This is a genomic window from Bacillus sp. NMTD17 (genome assembly GCF_002998735.1).
Taxonomy (GTDB): Bacteria; Bacillota; Bacilli; order Bacillales; family Bacillaceae; genus Bacillus.
In genome coordinates, this window is record NZ_PVRH01000002.1 from 144173 (window position 1) to 162713 (window position 18541).

Sequence of the window (18541 nt, forward strand, 5' to 3'; positions counted from 1 at the left end):
TACCTCGCAACCGTCGGTGAAGTCGGCCTGCCAAGTAAGTGGTTTTAAAGCTACAGGAATAATCATACTAAAAATATGCTGAATTTGCAAATGGTAGAGCTGTTTTTCTATGAATTTTTTGTTTGCCTTAGCTGATCTTGAAAAAACTGAATCGCTTCTTCTTTATCTTGACTGATTTGAGCCGTTAACTCCTGGATTCCGTTAAATTTTTGTTCACTGCGAATGCGTTTGAACCACTGTAATTTAATCGGTTCACCATATATTTCTTCGTTAAAATCAAAGAGGTTTACTTCAATGGCAGGCTGATCAGGGCGCTTTTCATAAAAGGTTGGTTTATAGCCAACGTTACAAACACCGTCATACACTTTGCCTTTGACTTCTGCTCTTACTGCATAAACCCCTGTTGGCGGAATAATGTATTCAGCAGATAAACCGACATTTGCAGTCGGAAAGCCGATCGTCCGTCCTCGCTTATCTCCATGAATGACAATACCGCGCAGCTGATAAGGTTTTCCTAAAAGCTCACTCACATATTCAACATCCCCATTTTTCAATGCGGAACGTATGAGTGTAGAGCTGACTTTACGGTCTTGATTGGACAACTTAGGAACGATGGTGGCCGTGATACGCCCTTTTCCGTACTCATCGAATGTTTCCATTGTGCCTGCACCAAAACGGCCAAACGTAAAATCAAAACCGGCTACTGCGTGCTTCACATTCAGCTCATCCAAATATTGATCCACAAACTCTTGAGGAGACAGCGCTGCAAAGGTTTCGCTGAATTGCACAATGTATAAATAGTCAGCGCCCAGCTGTTCGATGAAATCAATTTTATCCTCAAGCGGTGTAATTAAGTCCTTTGGTTCACGTGCTTTTTGCAAAACATGTGATGGATGCGGATGAAAGGTCATGACTGCTAAAGCCAATCCTTCTTTTCTCGCAATGCTTTTCGCTGCGTCAATAACTTTTTGATGTCCGAGGTGAACACCGTCAAAATACCCTAAAGCCATAACAGAAGGGTCTTGATCCTTTTGATTCAATGTATGTGGGTGTGAAATATGTATAGTCTTCACGAGATGGTCACCTTTTCTTTAAGATTGCTTGTCCTGAGATAAGATCTTCGCCGGCTTCATCAGATTCTGTTTGGTCGGGTGCTTCATATATATCGCCATACAGCGACCTGAAGGAGCAAAGACAGCGACACGATCTTCCTCTGCGAAATGAGCGAATTCATCAGGCATTGGCAGGACTGCACCGTTTTCCACTTTACTTGCTAATGTATCATTTATCTCCCATTTCGGCAAATGATTGAGCGCGCGCTCGATCGGGACAAGGTGCTCATCTACTGCTCCTTCCTCGCTTATATTTCGGAGCTCATCAAGGGTGATGCATTCATCTAGTGTAAAATCACCTGACCCTGTGCGAATGAGATGTGACATATGGGCTGGAAACCCTAGTTTCTTTCCAATATCAACCGCTAAGGTTCTGACATACGTTCCTTTTGAGCATAAAACGGTGAATCTAAATGATACCTTCCCATTCTCAAATAAAGCAGGTGTTGTCCGCTCGATACGGTGAATCGTAATTTCACGGCTCGGCCGCTCAATTTCAATGCCTTCTCTTGCATATTCATAGAGTTTTTTTCCGCCAATTTTCACAGCAGAAAACATGGGAGGAATTTGTTCAATGGTTCCTTGAAACTGTTTCAGCACAGCATCAATTTCTTCTTCTGAGATGGGTTTTTGCACCTTTTCTTCTTCTACGATCTCACCTGTTTGGTCTTCTGTTGTTGTAGAAAAGCCAATCATGATTTCTGCATCATACGTTTTCGATTTATCTGTTAAGTATTCGACAATCTTCGTTGCTCTTCCGATACAAATGGGCAGAACACCTGATACCTCCGGGTCGAGAGTGCCTGTATGTCCGACTTTTTTTGTATGCAAGATCTTTCTCACTTTGAACACACAGTCGTGAGAGGTCATTCCTCTTTCTTTATGTAATAAAAGAACACCATTTATCATCTGCGTTCTCTCCTTTCATAAACGATGAAAAAGGACAGACGATCATCGCCTATCCTTATTTCAACGTCTTATTCATGATCTTTTGTGTTTAGTTCAGCAATCAGGCTTTCAATTCGATTTCCATAATCTACGGATTCATCGAATTCAAAGTGCAGTTCTGGTGTTTTGCGAAGTCTAATTCGATTGCCAATTTCAGAGCGGATATACCCTTTAGCCTTTGCAAGGCCTTTTAAGGTTTCCTCTCTTTTTTTCTCGTCACCGAGAACAGAAATGTAAACTTTCGCAATTTGCAAATCACCGGATACTTCAACATCGGTTACAGTCAAAAAGCCAATTCTTGGATCTTTTAGCTTTCTGCCTAGGATGTCACCTAATTCTTTTTTCATCTGCTCACCCACGCGGGTTGCTCTCATACTCATGATCTTATCACCTCTAATTAAAACCACTCAGTTTTCGTGATCGTTCGTTCAATTTCAGGAAAAGAATCAATAAAGCTTAAAACACGCTGCAATTCCTTTTCCACTTGAACCCGAGAGGAGGAAATCACGGCGATTCCAATTGATGTACGCTGCCATGTGTCCTGGTAATCCATTTCAGCCATGGTTACATTGAATTTATGGCGCGTTCTTGTCAATATACGTTGAAGAACCGCACGTTTTTCCTTCAGTGAGGAGGCATCATAGATGATGCACTCACATTCGGTATAACCGATCATTTTCTTTCGATTTCTTGCATAACGAATGATTCCATGACATCACCTTCACGGATATCATTGTACTTCTTAATGGTAATACCACATTCATAGCCTTGTGAAACTTCTTTCACGTCATCTTTGAATCGTTTTAATACGTCGACTTCGCCTTCAAATATAACGACGCCGTCACGGATTAAGCGGATACCACTATCTCTTGTAATGGTTCCTTCAGTGACATAGCCACCAGCAATTGTACCGATTTTAGAAACTTTGAACGTTTGACGAACTTCAACTTGACCGATGACTTTTTCTTCATATTCAGGGTCAAGCATTCCTTTCATCGCAGCTTCAATTTCATCGATAACTTTATAAATAATGCGGTGTAAGCGGATATCTACGTTTTCTGTTTCAGCTGTGCTCTTCGCATTTCCATCAGGACGTACGTTAAATCCGATCACGATCGCATTAGAAGCACTTGCTAAAATAATATCAGATTCTGTAATCGCTCCAACACCCGTATGGATGATTTTCACTTTTACGCCTTCTACTTCAATTTTTTGAAGAGCGGCCGTCAGTGCTTCAGCAGAACCTTGTACGTCTGCTTTCACGATCAAGTTGATATCTTTCACTTCACCTTGTTTGATTTGCTCAAATAGGTCATCTAGAGATAATTTTGCTTTGTCTGAACGCTGTTCATCAAGCTGTTTCGAAGCACGCGCCTCACCCACTTGACGAGCTGTTTTTTCGTCTTTGAATACGAGGAACTGATCCCCTGCATTCGGTACATCATTTAAACCAGTGATTTCAACAGGTGTAGATGGTCCTGCTGTTTTCACGCGGCGTCCGATGTCATTAACCATTGCACGAACGCGGCCAAATGTATTTCCGACAACGATTGGATCACCTACATGAAGTGTACCAGTTTGAACAAGAAGGGTTGCAACAGATCCTCTTCCTTTATCAAGCTCAGCCTCGATGACAGTCCCTTTTGCCGCACGATTTGGGTTGGCTTTCAGTTCTCCTACTTCGCTGACAAGAAGGATCATTTCGATCAATTCGTCAATGCCTTCACCTGTTTTTGCAGATAGAGGAACGAAGATCGTTTCGCCGCCCCAAGCTTCTGGTACTAAACCATGCTCCGTTAATTCCTGCATCACACGGTCAGGGTTCGCTGTTGGTTTGTCAATTTTGTTGACAGCGACAATGATTGGCACTTCTGCCGCTTTCGCATGGTTAATGGCTTCAATCGTTTGCGGCATCACGCCATCATCTGCTGCAACGACCAGAATTGTCGTATCTGTTACCTCAGCACCACGTGCACGCATCGTTGTAAATGCTGCGTGTCCAGGTGTATCAAGGAACGTGATTTTCTTGCCGTTTTCTTCAATTTGGTAAGCACCGATATGCTGCGTGATTCCACCAGCTTCGCCTTCGACGACTTTCGTCTTACGAATGCTGTCAAGAAGCGTTGTTTTCCCGTGGTCAACGTGTCCCATGATCGTCACAACTGGAGGGCGTACTTGCATATCTTCTTCTTTATCTTCAACTTCATACTTTTCAAGTTCAGTTTCTTCTAAAATAATGACTTCCTCTACTGGAACGCCATATTCAGAAGCGATTAATTCAACTGTATCTTTATCCAGCTCTTGGTTAATGGTTGCCATAACACCAAGCATCATCAGCTTTTTGATAATTTCAGCTGTTTCTTTTCCAAGCTCTTCAGCCAACTGGCCGACTGTCATTGAATTTGTAAATTCAATTTTTTCAGGAAGCTCTTTCTTAGGCTTCACAGGTCTAGCTTGCTGATGCTGCGGTTTGTTATTCCCACCGCGTTTATTTTTGTTTTTGTTTTGGTTGTTGTTTTTTTTGTTTTTATTAAATTGATTATTCTGCACGTCATTCTTCTTTCTATCATTGTTTTTGTTAGATGATTGTTTTTTTTGTTCTGCGGGTTTCTCGTTAGCTGTCTCTTTTGCTTTGGCTTTTTTATAGATAGCGTCTAGCTTTTTCACAGTGTCGTCTTCAAGCGTCGCCATGTGGTTGTTCACTTCCACGTTCATATCCTTAAGCGCTGCTATAATATCTTTACTTGAAACATCTATGGCTTTTGCGTATTCATATACTCTCACTTTAGCCATTCGTTCACCCCCAAATAAATTAATCGAGCAAGCTTATCAGCTTCTTAGCGAAGCCTTGGTCAGTGACAGCGACAACTACGCGAGCTTCTTTCCCAATAGAACGTCCGAGAACGGAACGGTCTTCAACTTTTCTAACCGGAACATTATAAAATTTGCATTTGTCAGATACCTTTTTCTCTGTGTTCGATGAGGCATCTGCTGCAAGAAGAACCAGCTTAGCACGCGCATGTCTAATTTCTTTGATCACAAGATCTTCTCCTGACACGACTTTACGAGCTCGATTTGCTAGACCAAGCAAAGGATACCATTCAGATTGAGTCATTTGGTTTTTTCACCTTTTCAGCTAGTTCTAGTAATTCTTCAAATATGTGTTCGTCAATCTGTGTCTGAAATTGCTGCTGTAAACTGCGTTTGTTCTTTGCCGCAAGAATGGTTTCTTTATCGAGAGAAAGGTAAGCTCCGCGTCCGTTCTTTTTTCCGGTTGCGTCAACAGACACTTCACCTTCTTTAGATCGAACAACACGGATCAGTTCTTTCTTTGGTTTCATTTCTCCCGTCACGACACATTTTCTAAGCGGGATTTTTTTTCGGCTATTCACCTTTTACATCACCTCTTATTCGTCAGATTCCTCAGCTACTGGTTCAGCCTCTAAGAAAAGAGATTCAGAGTCTTCAGTTCTTGGGAAAATACCGAGTTCCCTTGCATCTGTTTCGCTTTTAATGTCAATTTTCCAGCTAGTCAGCTTTGCTGCAAGACGAGCATTTTGACCTCTTTTACCAATGGCTAACGACAGCTGATAATCAGGGACAATAACTGTTGTCGCCTTATCTTCTTCATTTACAATGACATCAAGTACTTTTGATGGACTTAATGCGTTGGCAACAAATTCAACCGGGTCATTAGACCAATGGACAATGTCAATTTTTTCGCCTTTTAGCTCGTTGACAATTGCTTGTACACGCTGACCTTTTGGTCCAACACAAGAACCAACTGGGTCAACATCAGGATCATCTGTACGAACAGATATTTTAGAACGGTCCCCAGCTTCTCTAGCAACCGATTTAAGCTCTACAGTACCATCATAAATTTCTGGCACTTCAATTTCAAATAAACGCTTTAAAAGACCTGGATGTGTTCTAGACACATAAATTTGTGGTCCTTTTGTTGTTTTTTCGACTTTTGTAATAAACACCTTAATGCGGTCATGTGGTTTGTAGTCCTCATTTGGCATTTGTTCGTTGACCGGAAGAAGGGCTTCGATTTTGCCAAGTGACACGTAAATGAATTTACTGTCAATTCGCTGAACGATTCCCGTCATAATGTCTTCCTCGCGATCGATAAACTCAGTGTAGATCACACCTCGCTCTGCTTCTCTCACTCGCTGCGTCACCACTTGTTTCGCAGTCTGAGCTGCAATGCGTCCGAAGTCTTTTGGCGTGACTTCAATTTCAACGACGTCACCTACCATGTAATTCGGGTTGATATTGGCTGCATCATCTACAGAGATTTCAAGGCGAGAATCATACACTTCATCTACAACATCTTTTCTTGCAAATACGCGAATCGTTCCCGTTTCGCGGTTTAAATCAACACGAACATTTTGTGCTTGATTAAAGTTACGCTTATATGCAGAAATGAGTGCAGCTTCTATCGCTTCAATAATAATTTCTTTACTAATACCCTTCTCTTTCTCAAGAACAGTCAGGGCATCTAACAACTCACTACTCATTTTTATGGTTCCCCCTTATATCAATGAAAAGGTTAATTGAACGAAACTGCTAATCTTGCGTTAGCTATTTTTTCGTATGGAATATTGATCTCTTTCTTTCTTGTCTTGATCTTCACTGTCACTGTTGCAATCTCACCATCAAAGCTTGTAAGCTCACCTTCAAATGCTTTTTCACCATCAATTGGTTCATATGTTTTCATGAAAACATTTTTTCCAAGTGCTTTTTCAAAATCAGCTTTTTTCTTTAATGGGCGCTCCGCTCCAGGAGAGGACACTTCAAGAAAGTAGTTTTGGCTAATCGGATCTGCCTCATCAAGCTTTTCGCTCAAGGCTTCGCTCACTTTGGCACATTCTTCGATATCGACACCTTTATCAGAGTCAATAAACACGCGAAGGAACCAGTTTTGACCCTCTTTGACAAATTCAACATCAACGAGTTCAAGCTGTAAGCCATCTAAAATTGGCTGCACCATTTCGCTTACGACATCCACTACTTTTTTGCTCATTCTCTTCCTCCTTGTGCTTTCGATAAACGCTCTTATCAATCATTCTGCATAAAAACCCTGCTTTATGTGAGCAGGGGGAGCAGAAAACGGATGAATAATGTCGAGACAAAAATTGCCTGTTCAATACAAAAGAGCGGGTTTCCCCACTCTTGTCTCGGTAATCGTTAGCATTTCCATAAAAACTATACCATATCCAATTTTTTTATGCAAATGAAGTTCCTTATTCAGCAGGCATTCGCCATCAGTTCTTTTCGTTCATTCTTTTCGCATGTTCACTGATAAGTGCTGACTCCCTGCTCCCCTTTATGATGCGGAAACCGTCATAATCCGGATAGAGCGAATCATCGTCCTGAATACTTGTTAAAATCCAAAATTGACTGCCAGCTCCTCCGAGCCGCTCAACCGCTGACAGCCAGCTTTGATATACGTCAGGACGCGCTGATTGATTTTGAACGCCAAACTCTTCTAACACAACTGGTTTTCCGATTGACTTCCCGCGGGTGATATGGTCTTCGATCCATTTCACTCCCCAAGCAGCTGACTTGTTCCAGTGATCTGGGTACAGATGATAGGTTCCATAATCGATATTAGAGAGAGCCGTCAAACGGTCCCAATCGACGCCTTCTCCGCCTCCATAAAACCAGTCTTCATGTCCTGGTATGCGAAAGAACCCTTCATCTCCTACTGCAACAAGATGGTGACGATCCAGCGATTTGATCCACGTACTCATTTCATCTGCCCATTTGACTAGTATATTTCCCGTTGGATCTGACTGCACACGCGGCTCATTGGCTAATTCCCAAGTCATAATAGCTGGATCGTCCTTATATTGAACACCTGTGTACGTATTGGTTCTTTCTAATACATAGCGCACATAATTTTTGTAAGCTTTTTGTATACGAGGATCTGTATAAAAGGCATCATGCGTTCCTGCCTCGAACCACTTTACGTATTGATTCATCCCGCCAAAATCATCCCAATTGTTCACTAGTGGGATGACAAGTTTTATTCCTTCCTGTCCCGCTTTATAAATCGCATAATCTAGTTTTTGAAAACCCGATTCTTCATAGACCCCTGGACTAGATTGTAAGACTGAGTTTTCTTGAGGGGCCCCATCGTGAAATCCCCAAATACGTATGACCTTTAAATTCATTGCTTTCATATCATCGAACACAGCATCTACCATCTTTTTAGATTTGTAATGGAAATAGTAATTATTTGTGCCAGCGAAGTAAAATGGTTGATTGTTCAGCGTAAATTGTGTACCAGACGTCTGTACATAAGAGGCGGCCTTAATCGTAAGTGAAAACCAGCCGGCCCATATAGCGGCCACAAGTATGAAGCAAAACACTCTTTGAGTCCATTTCTTCATTTAAATTCCCCTCACAATCTAGCCTTCTTCAGGTACGATCACATCTAGCCGAAGCGGTGTTTGTTCATTTGAATCAAGTTCAATTGTCTGTTGTTTTAACAGTTTACTTTCTTTACCGATTCGAATCTCATATGTCCCGTGAAATGCTCGACATGTCACATTGCCATTCGCATCTGTTTTTTCAACTCTTTGTGTCGTCCACTCATTTAGAAGCTTTTCGTAACGTCGGCCTGCTTCATTTAAAGACCAATCATAATTCACGATGGCCGCATGCTCACCTCTCCAATGGGCACCTGCCCAAAATCCCCACATTAGCACTCCTTTTACGGCTGGATGACTAAATGCGACGCGATATAAAGCCTCTAGGTTATCCGCTCTTCTATTAGCGTCAGGGTGAACAGAATCGTACTCTGTAACCCATATAGGAAGACCAAGCTCAGCAAGCACATCGAGCCTCTCTTTTACAACGACTGGATCGACCCGTTCTTCAAAATGTCCTTGAACACCAATCGCCTCAATAGGTGCGCCTAACTGACGCAGTTCATTGATATGCGCTTTATAAGCGTGGTGCTCACCATATGAGATCACATTATAATCATTCACAAACAATAGTGCTTGAGGGTCAATTTTTTTCGTTTCTTCATACATCCACTTCCAAATATTTTTCCCGAAGCGATCTTTAAAAAATGAACCATGCATCATTTCATTGTTTACATCCCAATGACGGAATCTCCCTTTAAAATGATTACCCGCATGCTCAAGCCGGTTTTTCATCGATTCATACACTTCGTGATTCGGTAGTGACCTCAGCCAGCTTGGATTCGCATCCTCTACCTCCCAAAATAAAGCGTGCCCTCTCACTGGAAGTTGATGTTTATCTGCAAAATTCAGCATCGCATCTGCTTTTTCGTAGGTGATTTTCCCTCTTTCCGGCTCATTCGCATACCATTTTGCCTCATTTTCAAAAACAGCCCAATTAAAATACTTCACAAAAAAATCGGCATATTGTTGATTAAACAACACTTGGTCATTCATCGCTGAACCAAATGCGAATTCATGCCTATTTTGCTTAATCTCAACCTCTATACCTGCTATTGGCTTTTTTTCGTGATTTGTGACATTTATTTCAAGATCTCTTTGTCTATGCTCTGAAATTCGATCATTCGCCTCTTTTTTCCACTTCAGATTTATCTGCCCATTTTCGCCCTTGTTTAATGATTGATGAAGAAAACTTCTTTCTTTGACCATGTAAAAACACCCTTATCTTCACTGGATTTATATTTCCTAATCAAACTGCCGGCTCAAAGAAACCGGCAGCTTAAATTTGACTTGCTAGTTGATGAGACGATGATATTCAGCGTAGGCAGTGGCCATATCCACTTGAGACCAGAAACGGTGATAGGTGAAAACCGGTGCCCCATTCTCCCATTTGCCTGTTGCTTCATTAAATGAAGACTGATATTTACTCTCGAGTGAAGACCATGCTGGATCTTGTTTAATGTTCGGACGAAGATCAGCAAAACTCGTATAGACCCCATTACCTCCTCGCTGCGGATCAGAAGGAATAGTGCTGGCTCCAGGAATCTGATTCCCTTGACCAAATGTCCCGTTCCAACCATTTGGGAAATACACTTCTTTTTTAAAGAAGCGGTCATAGTCCTCTCTTTCTTCTTCTGTTACAATGCCCACGCCATCATTGTAATTCCACGCAACCTCAAGGAGCTGTGCGGCAGCATCTTTCGCTCTGACACCAAGCGCTGTATAATCCCCTGTTTCTAGCTTAGTGGCAGCAGCAAAGAAAGTTAAAGCCTTGACTAGACTCCCTAGTACGCCCGTATCCTGAGTTGGATCTTTTGTTACAGCTGTTAAGTTTGGATTTCCTGTTGCAGACTGGAACCCATTCCAAGTGTCAGGCTGTCCGCTCCAAACAATATTTCCAGGAAGCCAAAACTCGCCAGGTGCACTCGTTGTAGCAACAGCAGCATTTGTTCCTCCTAGAATTCTTTGTCCTTGGTCATCTAAGAAATAACCCTCTTCATCCGACACAGGACGGCTGCCGATAAAAATGTAATCTAATGCATAGTTGACCCATTTTGTGATGCAAGATTTGGCCATTTGGACATTTTCAGATGTTTTGTCTCCATCTTTCACAAAAATGTAATAAAGCTCTGCTACGCGCTCCATCGGCCATGCCTGCATCCCAAACCAGTTATTAGAAGGCGGGTCAAGATAAACAGGTGCATCCTCATATGCCATATCGTAAAAAGTACTTCTTCCCGCCGGATAAGCACTATAGTCTCCATTCCAGCTATTGGTTGCACCTCCTGCAATCGCTCCCTCTTTAGATTGAAGCCATACATAAAATTCAAGCTGCCTTTTTAATGTTTTTTCCCAATCGCTTGCACCAGTAGCGGAAGATGGCTTTAAGCCTCCTTTGTCTGAGGATAAAGCATAAGCGGCGACAGGGTTTTGATACCCTTGGTGACAATGGCTAGCTCCAATACGCCATGACCAGTTGGCATGGTCGCCAAGTCCTCCGCCCCAAGAGGTATACCACGCCATTAAGTAATGACAGGCACCCTTTCCGTTTCCAGGGTACGGATTCCCCTGTTTGCCGCTTCCAATCGTTTGAAAATATTTATCGTACATACCGTAACGAAGAAAATCCCCCATTTTTTTCGCTTTATCAAGATAGGCTGACTCATTATAGCCGAGTTCCTTCGCCCAATACATCACTTGTATTGCACGCGCATCAGCATCCGTCGCATTGGTATAGCGCCACTGAGCAGCTGGTGCTTGATTTTCTTTTGTGAACAAGCTCATAAAGCCTTCATTCGGCTTTCCAAAAGATTTATCATCTTGTGAAGGATGAGGGATGGCCTCCCATACGGATTCCTGCGGCCCGCGCTGGAATGTGTTCACATATGCAGCTTTATGTGATGGGTTGAGCAAGTTTCCATATTTATACCAGTTATCGACATCAAGCAGCCAGTGCATTAAATACGTTTCATTCGTTCCATAGGTTGATTTCAATTCACCATCAATCGGATCTTGACCCGCAGGACGAGCACCGCTTAACTGGCTAGGGTATTGATCCGGGTATGGTTTTTCTGCTGCGTATGTGGCTGGGCTAGAAGGATTGTAGGCGCTCATATGCGGCTGCTCATCATTTCCATCTTCATTTACTGGGATGATGTACTTCTCCATATTGTCCCAGGCTGCCTCTAATTTGCTCCAATCCCCTGTGTAATGTCCGTACAACACCTCAAGCCACAGCCAATAGCTATACGCTTCTGAAGTTGTCATATGCCCGTAATCAGGCGCTTCGCAAATGAGCGTCTCGATTGAATGATACGGAATTCCTTCTGATGAAAAATATCCATTCGCATCACTTTTAATTTGATGATAAAGCGTTAAAAACCGTTCTTTGTTTGACAAGTTCTTCACCCTTTCAATACATCTTGATTTTTAATTGTCTGGAAGTGCACCAAATACCAAAGCACCATCATCAAAAACAGGAATCCTCGCTGTTTTTTGCATATTGGAAGTTAAGCCTTGAAAGGAATAATCATTTGAGGCATCCCATATATTCGCCCCATTTGGTGCAGATAATCGAAATTGTATTTCCTTCTTATGCTCTGATTCTCCTCCAGGAAAAATCGCTACGCCCGTAAAATCAATTTCTGCATAATATACGTGGGCTGATGCGTCATATACCTTCAGCGGAGATAAGGAAGCGCCTTCATTGTAGGCTGCTGTCACTTGAATATCTTTTTCAGTGAATCCCTTTGCAAAGACCTCACTCAGATTGACATAATATCTAAAGGACAGCGTTTGACTGCTTCTTGCCGGCCAGCCGGACCGATTGTATAGAACCGCCTTCACCTGAGTTGATGTTGTATCGTTATTCATCAGAGCTGCCTCTACAAAAAACTCATCCTGAGCCTGTTCTTTAGGCGGGAAATTTGGAAGCTTAGATTGCCCCTTTCCAAACAGCTGCACCATTTTGGCTATATTTCCAGTAAAGGCGGCATTATAGTCCGTCGCCACCTCGTTTGATACATAATCAGAGATGTCATCGTCATATTGATCCTGTGCATTAGGCCCGCCAACAAGCGCTCCATAAAGAGTGTGCCGATGATACGGAGGATTTGTCAGCTGGTTAGACCATGAGCCATGTGCAGTTCGATGGTGTGGATGCTTCGGCGGGTTCTGGCCAAACCCAACGACATAGCTTCTATTTAGCGGATTATCACCTAGCATATAGTGAGTTTGCTTGATCGCAAACGTTTGATATCGATTCTTTTTTTCTTCATCTGAAACCCAATCAGCATAGACAAAGGCTAAAAATGCTGCATTTGCTGTATAACGAAGCGATCCCCATTGATCTAGCCATGCCAAACCGCCAGGCGTATAAGTGATTCTTTCGACTTTTCCATTTTGAACAAAACCCGTCGTCCAGTAATCGAGATTACGCTCTGTCGATTCTATAAATCGATTTTCTTTCGTGATTCTGGCGAGTAAGATTTGCGAAGCAAAAAAAGTATTGTCCCATGACATGGTAAACGTATAATCCCAATCCTTCGGCCATTCCTCTACTGCTTTTAGTGCTTGATTTAAATAGGTTTCTTCATTTGTTGCCAAGTACAGCCAGATTCCGCCCCAAATGAGTTCGTCAATATAGCCGCTCCAGGAGTTGTAAAACGGCTGAGCGTTTGTGACACAATCTGTATACTCGCCGCGATACCTGTCAGCAAATGCATAAAGCTGTTTCGCGTGGGTCAGAAGCTTTGCTGCATAAGGGGCATCTGTCTCTTTAAAAATGATAGAACTCGCTGCTAAAGCTGCAGCAGTTTGTGCGGCTACTTCTGTTCCTGGACAATTTTCATCAATTTTAAAAGCTGGCCGGCTCATCGGCATCACTTCTGCCGGTCCCCACCAAGCATGATCAGCGTTCCCATCACCTACCTGCGCCCAAAACTCGTTCGGACCTGTATGTGCTTTCAAAAAATAATCCGTTGCCCACCTGATTTGATCGAGGATGTCATCAAGCAGTTCTGCCTCTTCATAGGCTTCTCGGTATTCATATACTGTCCATGCAAGCACAGCTGCTGAGTAGGCCATCGGAAGCCCAAATTTCACATGATCACCTGCGTCATACCAGCCGCCAGTTAAATCATGCCCTACATCCTTCCCGTCCTCTAGTCCAGAATCTCCCCGCCAGTTGAGACGGCTGCTTTCGGGAAGCTTTCCAGACCGCTGCGCTTCATAAAACAACAAGGATTTTTGAAGAACCTCTACATAGTTATAAGATGCCATTTCCGTATGACTCACTCCTTCTTTTTAGTCAAACATGAATAGACAGCCACCTCCTTTTATTCAGAACGTGATTTGAACAGTTTTGAAAAGAATCAAATACGTTTCAAAAATAAGCATAGTAAACAGCAATCAGCTTTACGCTCATCGAAGGTTTTTTCTCTTGATTCTTTTTGTGACTGTACCCAGAATGATCATATGTCGCATGAGAACATTTCAGACGGCGAAATTCTCTTTTTTGCTCTATTTGGGTAGAAAGAATGACATACAATCTCTTCTCTTAAAACATCACGTTAAATCAAGGTATATGAATGAATAAGAAAATGATTCCATTTGGTGGAAAATCTTTATTAGTTAACATAATAAAATTATTGTATATTAAAAAAGAACGCCCCTTTAAGGACGCTCTTCATGAATCGCATTAAAACAAAGAAAGCTGGTTTTGATCGGGAAGTGCTTCTAAGCAGCCTTGACGATCTAAATATTCTAGAATCGTTTTCGACACTTTTCCGCGTTTTTGTAAATCTTCTTTTGAAAGGAATTCCCCGTCTTGTCGTGCGCGAACAATATTTAACGCAACGTTTGTTCCGAGTCCAGGGATCGAGTTGAATGGCGGAATTAATCCATCTCCATCAATGATAAACTCTGTTGCACTTGATCGATAGAGGTCCACTTTTTTGAAATGGTAGCCTCTTTCACACATTTCAAGTGCAAGCTCTAGTACAGTTAATAGGTTCTTTTCTTTCGGTGATGCATCTAGACCTTTTGAGTTAATATCGTCCATGACTGCTCGAATCGCATTCGATCCTTTTGTCATCGTTTCGATATCAAAGTCATCTGCACGAACGGTAAAGTAAGCCGCATAGTATAAAAGTGCATGATGCACCTTGAAGTAGGCAATCCGTACAGCCATTAATACGTAAGCAGCTGCGTGGGCTTTAGGGAACATGTATTTGATCTTTTTACAAGAATCAATATACCAGTTCGGTACATTATTATTCTTCATTTCTTCTTCCCATTCAGGGGGAAGTCCCTTTCCTTTACGAACAGACTCCATGATTTTAAATGCAAGTGACGGCTCTAAGCCCTGATAGATGAGATAGACCATAATATCGTCACGACACCCAATCACTTCACTTAGTTCACACGTTTTATTGTGAATGAGTTCTTGCGCGTTTCCGAGCCATACATCCGTCCCGTGTGATAGTCCAGAGATCTGAACGAGCTCTGAGAAGGTCGTTGGTTTTGTATCCTCAAGCATTTGCCGAACAAACCTTGTCCCAAACTCCGGAATACCGAGTGTACCTGTTTTACAGCCAATTTGCTCTTCTGTTACACCTAGAGGCTCTGTTCCTTGGAAAATTTTCATCACTTCTGGATCGTCTGTTGGAATCGTTTTTGGATCGATTCCGCTTAAATCCTGTAGCATACGAATAACCGTTGGATCATCGTGCCCTAGTATATCCAGCTTGAGCAAGTTGTCATGGATTGAATGGAAATCAAAATGCGTCGTTTTCCAATCAGAACCTGTCGCATCTGCTGGATATTGAATTGGTGAGAAATCATAAATGTCCATATAATCCGGCACTACGATAATACCGCCTGGATGCTGGCCCGTTGTCCGTTTGACCCCAGTACAGCCTTGGACAAGCCGGTCGATTTCTGCGCCCCTCATATGAAGATTATGATCTCCAGCGTAGCCTTTCACGTAACCATAAGCTGTTTTTTCTGCAACAGTACCAATCGTACCTGCTCGGTATACATACTCTTCACCGAACAGCTCTTTCGTATAGTTATGTGCAATCGGCTGATATTCACCTGAGAAGTTCAAGTCGATATCAGGGACTTTGTCTCCTTTAAAACCTAAGAACGTTTCAAACGGAATATCATGTCCGTCTTTTTTGTACGGCGTACCACATTCTGGACAGTCTTTGTCAGGAAGGTCAAAGCCTGAACCAACAGATCCGTCATTAAAGAACTCCGAATGCTTACAGCTTGGACATACATAATGCGGAGCAAGTGGGTTCACTTCGGTAATCTCTGTTAATGTTGCAACAAGAGATGAGCCGACAGATCCCCTTGAACCAACAAGATATCCATCATCAAGTGATTTCTTTACAAGCTTATGAGAGATTAAGTAAATAACGGCGAATCCATGGCCGATAATACTTTTTAATTCTTTCTCAATACGGTCTTCTACAATTTTCGGCAAATCATCTCCGTAGATGCTGCGCGCCATTTGATAGCTCATTTCCCGTATTTCTTCATCTGCACCTTCAATTTTTGGTGTGTATAGGTCATCTTTGATTGGTTTAATGCTTTCGACCATCTCAGATACTTTTTTCGTATTCGCCACGACGATCTCTTTCGCTTTTTCGTCTCCTAGGAAGGAGAATGCTTCAAGCATTTCATCTGTCGTTCTAAAATGAACTTTTGGCAGTTCGTGACGGTTAAGCGGATTTGCTCCACCCTGTGATGAAATTAAGATTTTACGATAAATTTTGTCTTCTGGATGCAGATAATGCACATTTCCAGTTGCCACGACTGGTTTATTGAGCTTTTCGCCAAGCTTCACAATGTTTGTGATGATTTCTTTTAACGCACGTTCATCTCGAACAAGCTCCAGCTGCAGCAGATGCTGATACACTTCTGGCGGATGAACTTCTAAATAGTCGTAAAATGCTGCAATGTCTTCCACCTCATCAGGTGATTTTTGCATCATCCCTTCAAAGACCTCACCCTTATCACAGGCAGACCCGATAATTAAACCTTCTCGATATTTCTCAAGCTGTGAGCGCGGAATGCGCGGCACCCGGTAGAAATAATGAATATGAGAAAGAGAAACAAGTTTGAATAAATTTTTCAGACCGGTCTCATTTTGTGCGATCAGAATGGCATGGTAAGGACGTGAGCGCTGGTAGGCATTAGACTGACCCATGTTTTCATTCAATTGATCGTGATAGGCAATTCCTTTTTCAGCCGCATCTTTTAGCATCTTCAGCATGAGGTAGCCTGTCGCCTCTGCATCGTAAATGGCCCGGTGATGCTGCGTCAGTTCTATATCGAACTTTTTACAAAGTGTATTGAGCCGGTGATTTTTAAATTCAGGGTAAAGGAATCGGCCGAGTTCAAGTGTATCAATCACAGGGTTTGACGCCTTATCTGTTTTTAACAGGCGTTTGTACGCTGCATTTAAAAAGCCCATATCAAAGCTTGCATTGTGCGCAACAAGGATATCTTGTCCAATCCATTCTTTGAAATCGCGCACGACATCGACGACATCTGGAGCATCTCTGACCATATCATCCGTAATACCCGTTAATTCGATCGTTGTCGCTGATAATGGGTGATGAGGATTTGCAAATGCCTCAAAGCGGTCAATGATTTCCCCGCCTTTTATTTTCACTGCTGCCAGCTCAATGATCGTGTCATAAACGGCTGAAAGTCCAGTTGTCTCTACGTCAAATACGACATACGTCGCGTCATCTAACAAACGGTGCTCCGGATTATAGGCAATGGGTACTCCGTCGTCGACCAAGTTGATTTCCACACCGTACATCATTTTGATGTCATGTTTTTTACTTGCTGCATACGCATCTGGGAAGGATTGTACAACCGCATGATCGGTCAGGGCAATCGCTTCATGTCCCCATTTTTTTGCTTGTTCCACCAGCCTGCCAATGCCAGTGACAGCATCCATTTGGCTCATTGGGGAATGCAAATGAAGCTCGACACGTTTTTCACCCTCAGGTGCCGTATCCTCTTTCAGCTGAGGTTTCATTTCATTGACGTCATTGGCAATCATGACAAGGTCTCTGACAAACGTATCGTTTTGAATGCTTCCTCTTGCTTTGACCCACATGCCTTTTTTCAATGATTTCATCAGCTGGGCATCTTCTTTTTCTCTTGCAAACATTTTGATTAAAATACTGTTTGTATAATCTGTAATCTTAAAGATACAAAGCGTTCTGCCGCTTTTCAGCTCACGCGTTTCTGCATCGAATACGTAGCCTTGAACGGTGATTCTTCGTTCCTCATCCATAATACTATCAAGCGTACGAATTTCTTCATTGTCTTTAATTTGATAGCCAATCATGAGAGGACCAGACGGAGCTTCATCCTGCTCCTCACTTTCCTTCTTCTCCATCTCAGTGAGGGCTTGCATCGCTCTTTCTTGATCTTCAGCAAGCTTTTGTTCTCTGAACTTCTGAATCTCTTGATCTGATACAAAAATTTCTGTATCGAATTGCAGCTCTGGAAAGCCCACTTGTTTAAAAGCAGCCTGGAGCATTGGGCTGTACTTCTTCTTGATGGCCAAAGCCTCTGTTTCGCTTTTCGTTTTGATGATGATTTTATGTCCAGACAGCGATGGTTTTTGCTGCTGAAGCAAGCTGATGATTGGAGGAGATATTCCTTGAAGCTCTTCCACACAATGTGACCAATACGATTGAACGAGCTCTTCAGAGATGTTCGGATCATTGACTTCAATCGTACAAGCGACTTGTGCAATATGAGAAAATGCATTTGTCAGCCTGCTGAGAAACATCGCATATACCTTGTAAGGCAGAAGCGCCTTAAATTTAAAAAGGAAATGCCACGTTTTCGTCGCCTTATGCACCGTCAATTTGACGATTTCTCCTTCTTCAAAGTAACGACTGAGGTCATCATCTGTCATTTGAATCTGATTGAGTAATATATGAAATTGCCGCCGTGTGATCGGTAATTGTTCATCCAAGACAGAACCCTCCTTTTGTCAATCAGAAA

At 42.4% G+C, this 18541-nt stretch carries 14 protein-coding genes; all 14 read right to left on the reverse strand.

What is annotated here, in order from left to right:
* Positions 1-107: 107 nt before the first annotated feature.
* On the reverse strand, positions 108-1073 hold the full coding sequence (ribF, locus tag C6347_RS05835) for a bifunctional riboflavin kinase/FAD synthetase (protein ID WP_106036796.1): 966 nt from the start codon (positions 1071-1073) through the stop codon (positions 108-110).
* A gap of 18 nt (positions 1074-1091) precedes the next feature.
* Positions 1092-2021 carry a tRNA pseudouridine(55) synthase TruB gene (gene truB, locus C6347_RS05840; RefSeq protein WP_106071515.1) on the reverse strand — a complete coding sequence of 310 codons (930 nt, stop codon included), beginning with the start codon at positions 2019-2021 and terminating at the stop codon, positions 1092-1094.
* 68 nt (positions 2022-2089) lie between these two features.
* Positions 2090-2440 carry a 30S ribosome-binding factor RbfA gene (gene rbfA / locus C6347_RS05845; RefSeq protein WP_007499525.1) on the reverse strand — a complete coding sequence of 117 codons (351 nt, stop codon included), beginning with the start codon at positions 2438-2440 and terminating at the stop codon, positions 2090-2092.
* A 17-nt stretch (positions 2441-2457) separates the two neighbouring features.
* On the reverse strand, positions 2458-2736 hold the full coding sequence (locus tag C6347_RS05850) for a DUF503 domain-containing protein (RefSeq protein ID WP_012009994.1): 279 nt from the start codon (positions 2734-2736) through the stop codon (positions 2458-2460).
* Complete coding sequence (gene infB / locus C6347_RS05855; protein WP_066030896.1) at positions 2733-4853, reverse strand: translation initiation factor IF-2; 2121 nt, start codon at positions 4851-4853, stop codon at positions 2733-2735. The genes C6347_RS05850 and infB overlap by 4 nt, the downstream gene beginning before the upstream one ends.
* Positions 4854-4872: 19 nt before the next feature.
* Positions 4873-5175, reverse strand: a complete 303-nt coding sequence (locus C6347_RS05860) for a YlxQ family RNA-binding protein (RefSeq protein WP_034662287.1) — start codon at positions 5173-5175, stop codon at positions 4873-4875.
* Positions 5162-5452 carry an RNase P modulator RnpM gene (rnpM, locus tag C6347_RS05865; RefSeq protein ID WP_058013969.1) on the reverse strand — a complete coding sequence of 97 codons (291 nt, stop codon included), beginning with the start codon at positions 5450-5452 and terminating at the stop codon, positions 5162-5164. The genes C6347_RS05860 and rnpM overlap by 14 nt, the downstream gene beginning before the upstream one ends.
* A 15-nt stretch (positions 5453-5467) precedes the next feature.
* Positions 5468-6583 (reverse strand): transcription termination factor NusA, encoded by a 1116-nt coding sequence (gene nusA, locus C6347_RS05870; protein ID WP_007499530.1) that lies wholly within the window; start codon positions 6581-6583, stop codon positions 5468-5470.
* A gap of 32 nt (positions 6584-6615) precedes the next feature.
* Positions 6616-7089: a ribosome maturation factor RimP gene (gene rimP, locus C6347_RS05875; protein WP_003211398.1), complete on the reverse strand. Its 474-nt coding sequence runs from the start codon at positions 7087-7089 to the stop codon at positions 6616-6618.
* 241 nt (positions 7090-7330) lie between these two features.
* Positions 7331-8461 carry a glycoside hydrolase 5 family protein gene (locus C6347_RS05880; RefSeq protein ID WP_106036795.1) on the reverse strand — a complete coding sequence of 377 codons (1131 nt, stop codon included), beginning with the start codon at positions 8459-8461 and terminating at the stop codon, positions 7331-7333.
* An 18-nt stretch (positions 8462-8479) separates the two neighbouring features.
* A complete protein-coding gene (locus tag C6347_RS05885; RefSeq protein WP_060596289.1) occupies positions 8480-9709 on the reverse strand; it encodes an endo-1,4-beta-xylanase in 1230 nt (409 codons plus the stop codon).
* Between the two features lie 84 nt (positions 9710-9793).
* On the reverse strand, positions 9794-11899 hold the full coding sequence (locus C6347_RS05890) for a glycoside hydrolase family 48 protein (RefSeq protein ID WP_106071516.1): 2106 nt from the start codon (positions 11897-11899) through the stop codon (positions 9794-9796).
* A 30-nt stretch (positions 11900-11929) separates the two neighbouring features.
* Positions 11930-13780 (reverse strand): glycoside hydrolase family 9 protein, encoded by a 1851-nt coding sequence (locus tag C6347_RS05895; RefSeq protein WP_106071517.1) that lies wholly within the window; start codon positions 13778-13780, stop codon positions 11930-11932.
* 418 nt (positions 13781-14198) lie between these two features.
* Positions 14199-18452 carry a PolC-type DNA polymerase III gene (locus C6347_RS05900; RefSeq protein WP_258182062.1) on the reverse strand — a complete coding sequence of 1418 codons (4254 nt, stop codon included), beginning with the start codon at positions 18450-18452 and terminating at the stop codon, positions 14199-14201.
* Positions 18453-18541 lie beyond the last annotated feature (89 nt).

Excerpts from the sequence above, each read along its gene's own strand:
- rbfA (WP_007499525.1), bottom strand. The coding sequence starts at position 2,440 with ATGAGTATGAGAGCAACCCGCGTGGGTGAGCAGATGAAAAAAGAATTA.
- C6347_RS05900 (WP_258182062.1), bottom strand. The coding sequence starts at position 18,452 with ATGACAGATGATGACCTCAGTCGTTACTTTGAAGAAGGAGAAATCGTC.
- C6347_RS05885 (WP_060596289.1), bottom strand. The coding sequence starts at position 9,709 with ATGGTCAAAGAAAGAAGTTTTCTTCATCAATCATTAAACAAGGGCGAA.
- C6347_RS05895 (WP_106071517.1), bottom strand. The coding sequence starts at position 13,780 with ATGGCATCTTATAACTATGTAGAGGTTCTTCAAAAATCCTTGTTGTTT.
- truB (WP_106071515.1), bottom strand. The coding sequence starts at position 2,021 with ATGATAAATGGTGTTCTTTTATTACATAAAGAAAGAGGAATGACCTCT.
- C6347_RS05880 (WP_106036795.1), bottom strand. The coding sequence starts at position 8,461 with ATGAAGAAATGGACTCAAAGAGTGTTTTGCTTCATACTTGTGGCCGCT.
- C6347_RS05850 (WP_012009994.1), bottom strand. The coding sequence starts at position 2,736 with ATGATCGGTTATACCGAATGTGAGTGCATCATCTATGATGCCTCCTCA.
- nusA (WP_007499530.1), bottom strand. The coding sequence starts at position 6,583 with ATGAGTAGTGAGTTGTTAGATGCCCTGACTGTTCTTGAGAAAGAGAAG.
- rimP (WP_003211398.1), bottom strand. The coding sequence starts at position 7,089 with ATGAGCAAAAAAGTAGTGGATGTCGTAAGCGAAATGGTGCAGCCAATT.
- C6347_RS05860 (WP_034662287.1), bottom strand. The coding sequence starts at position 5,175 with ATGACTCAATCTGAATGGTATCCTTTGCTTGGTCTAGCAAATCGAGCT.
- infB (WP_066030896.1), bottom strand. The coding sequence starts at position 4,853 with ATGGCTAAAGTGAGAGTATATGAATACGCAAAAGCCATAGATGTTTCA.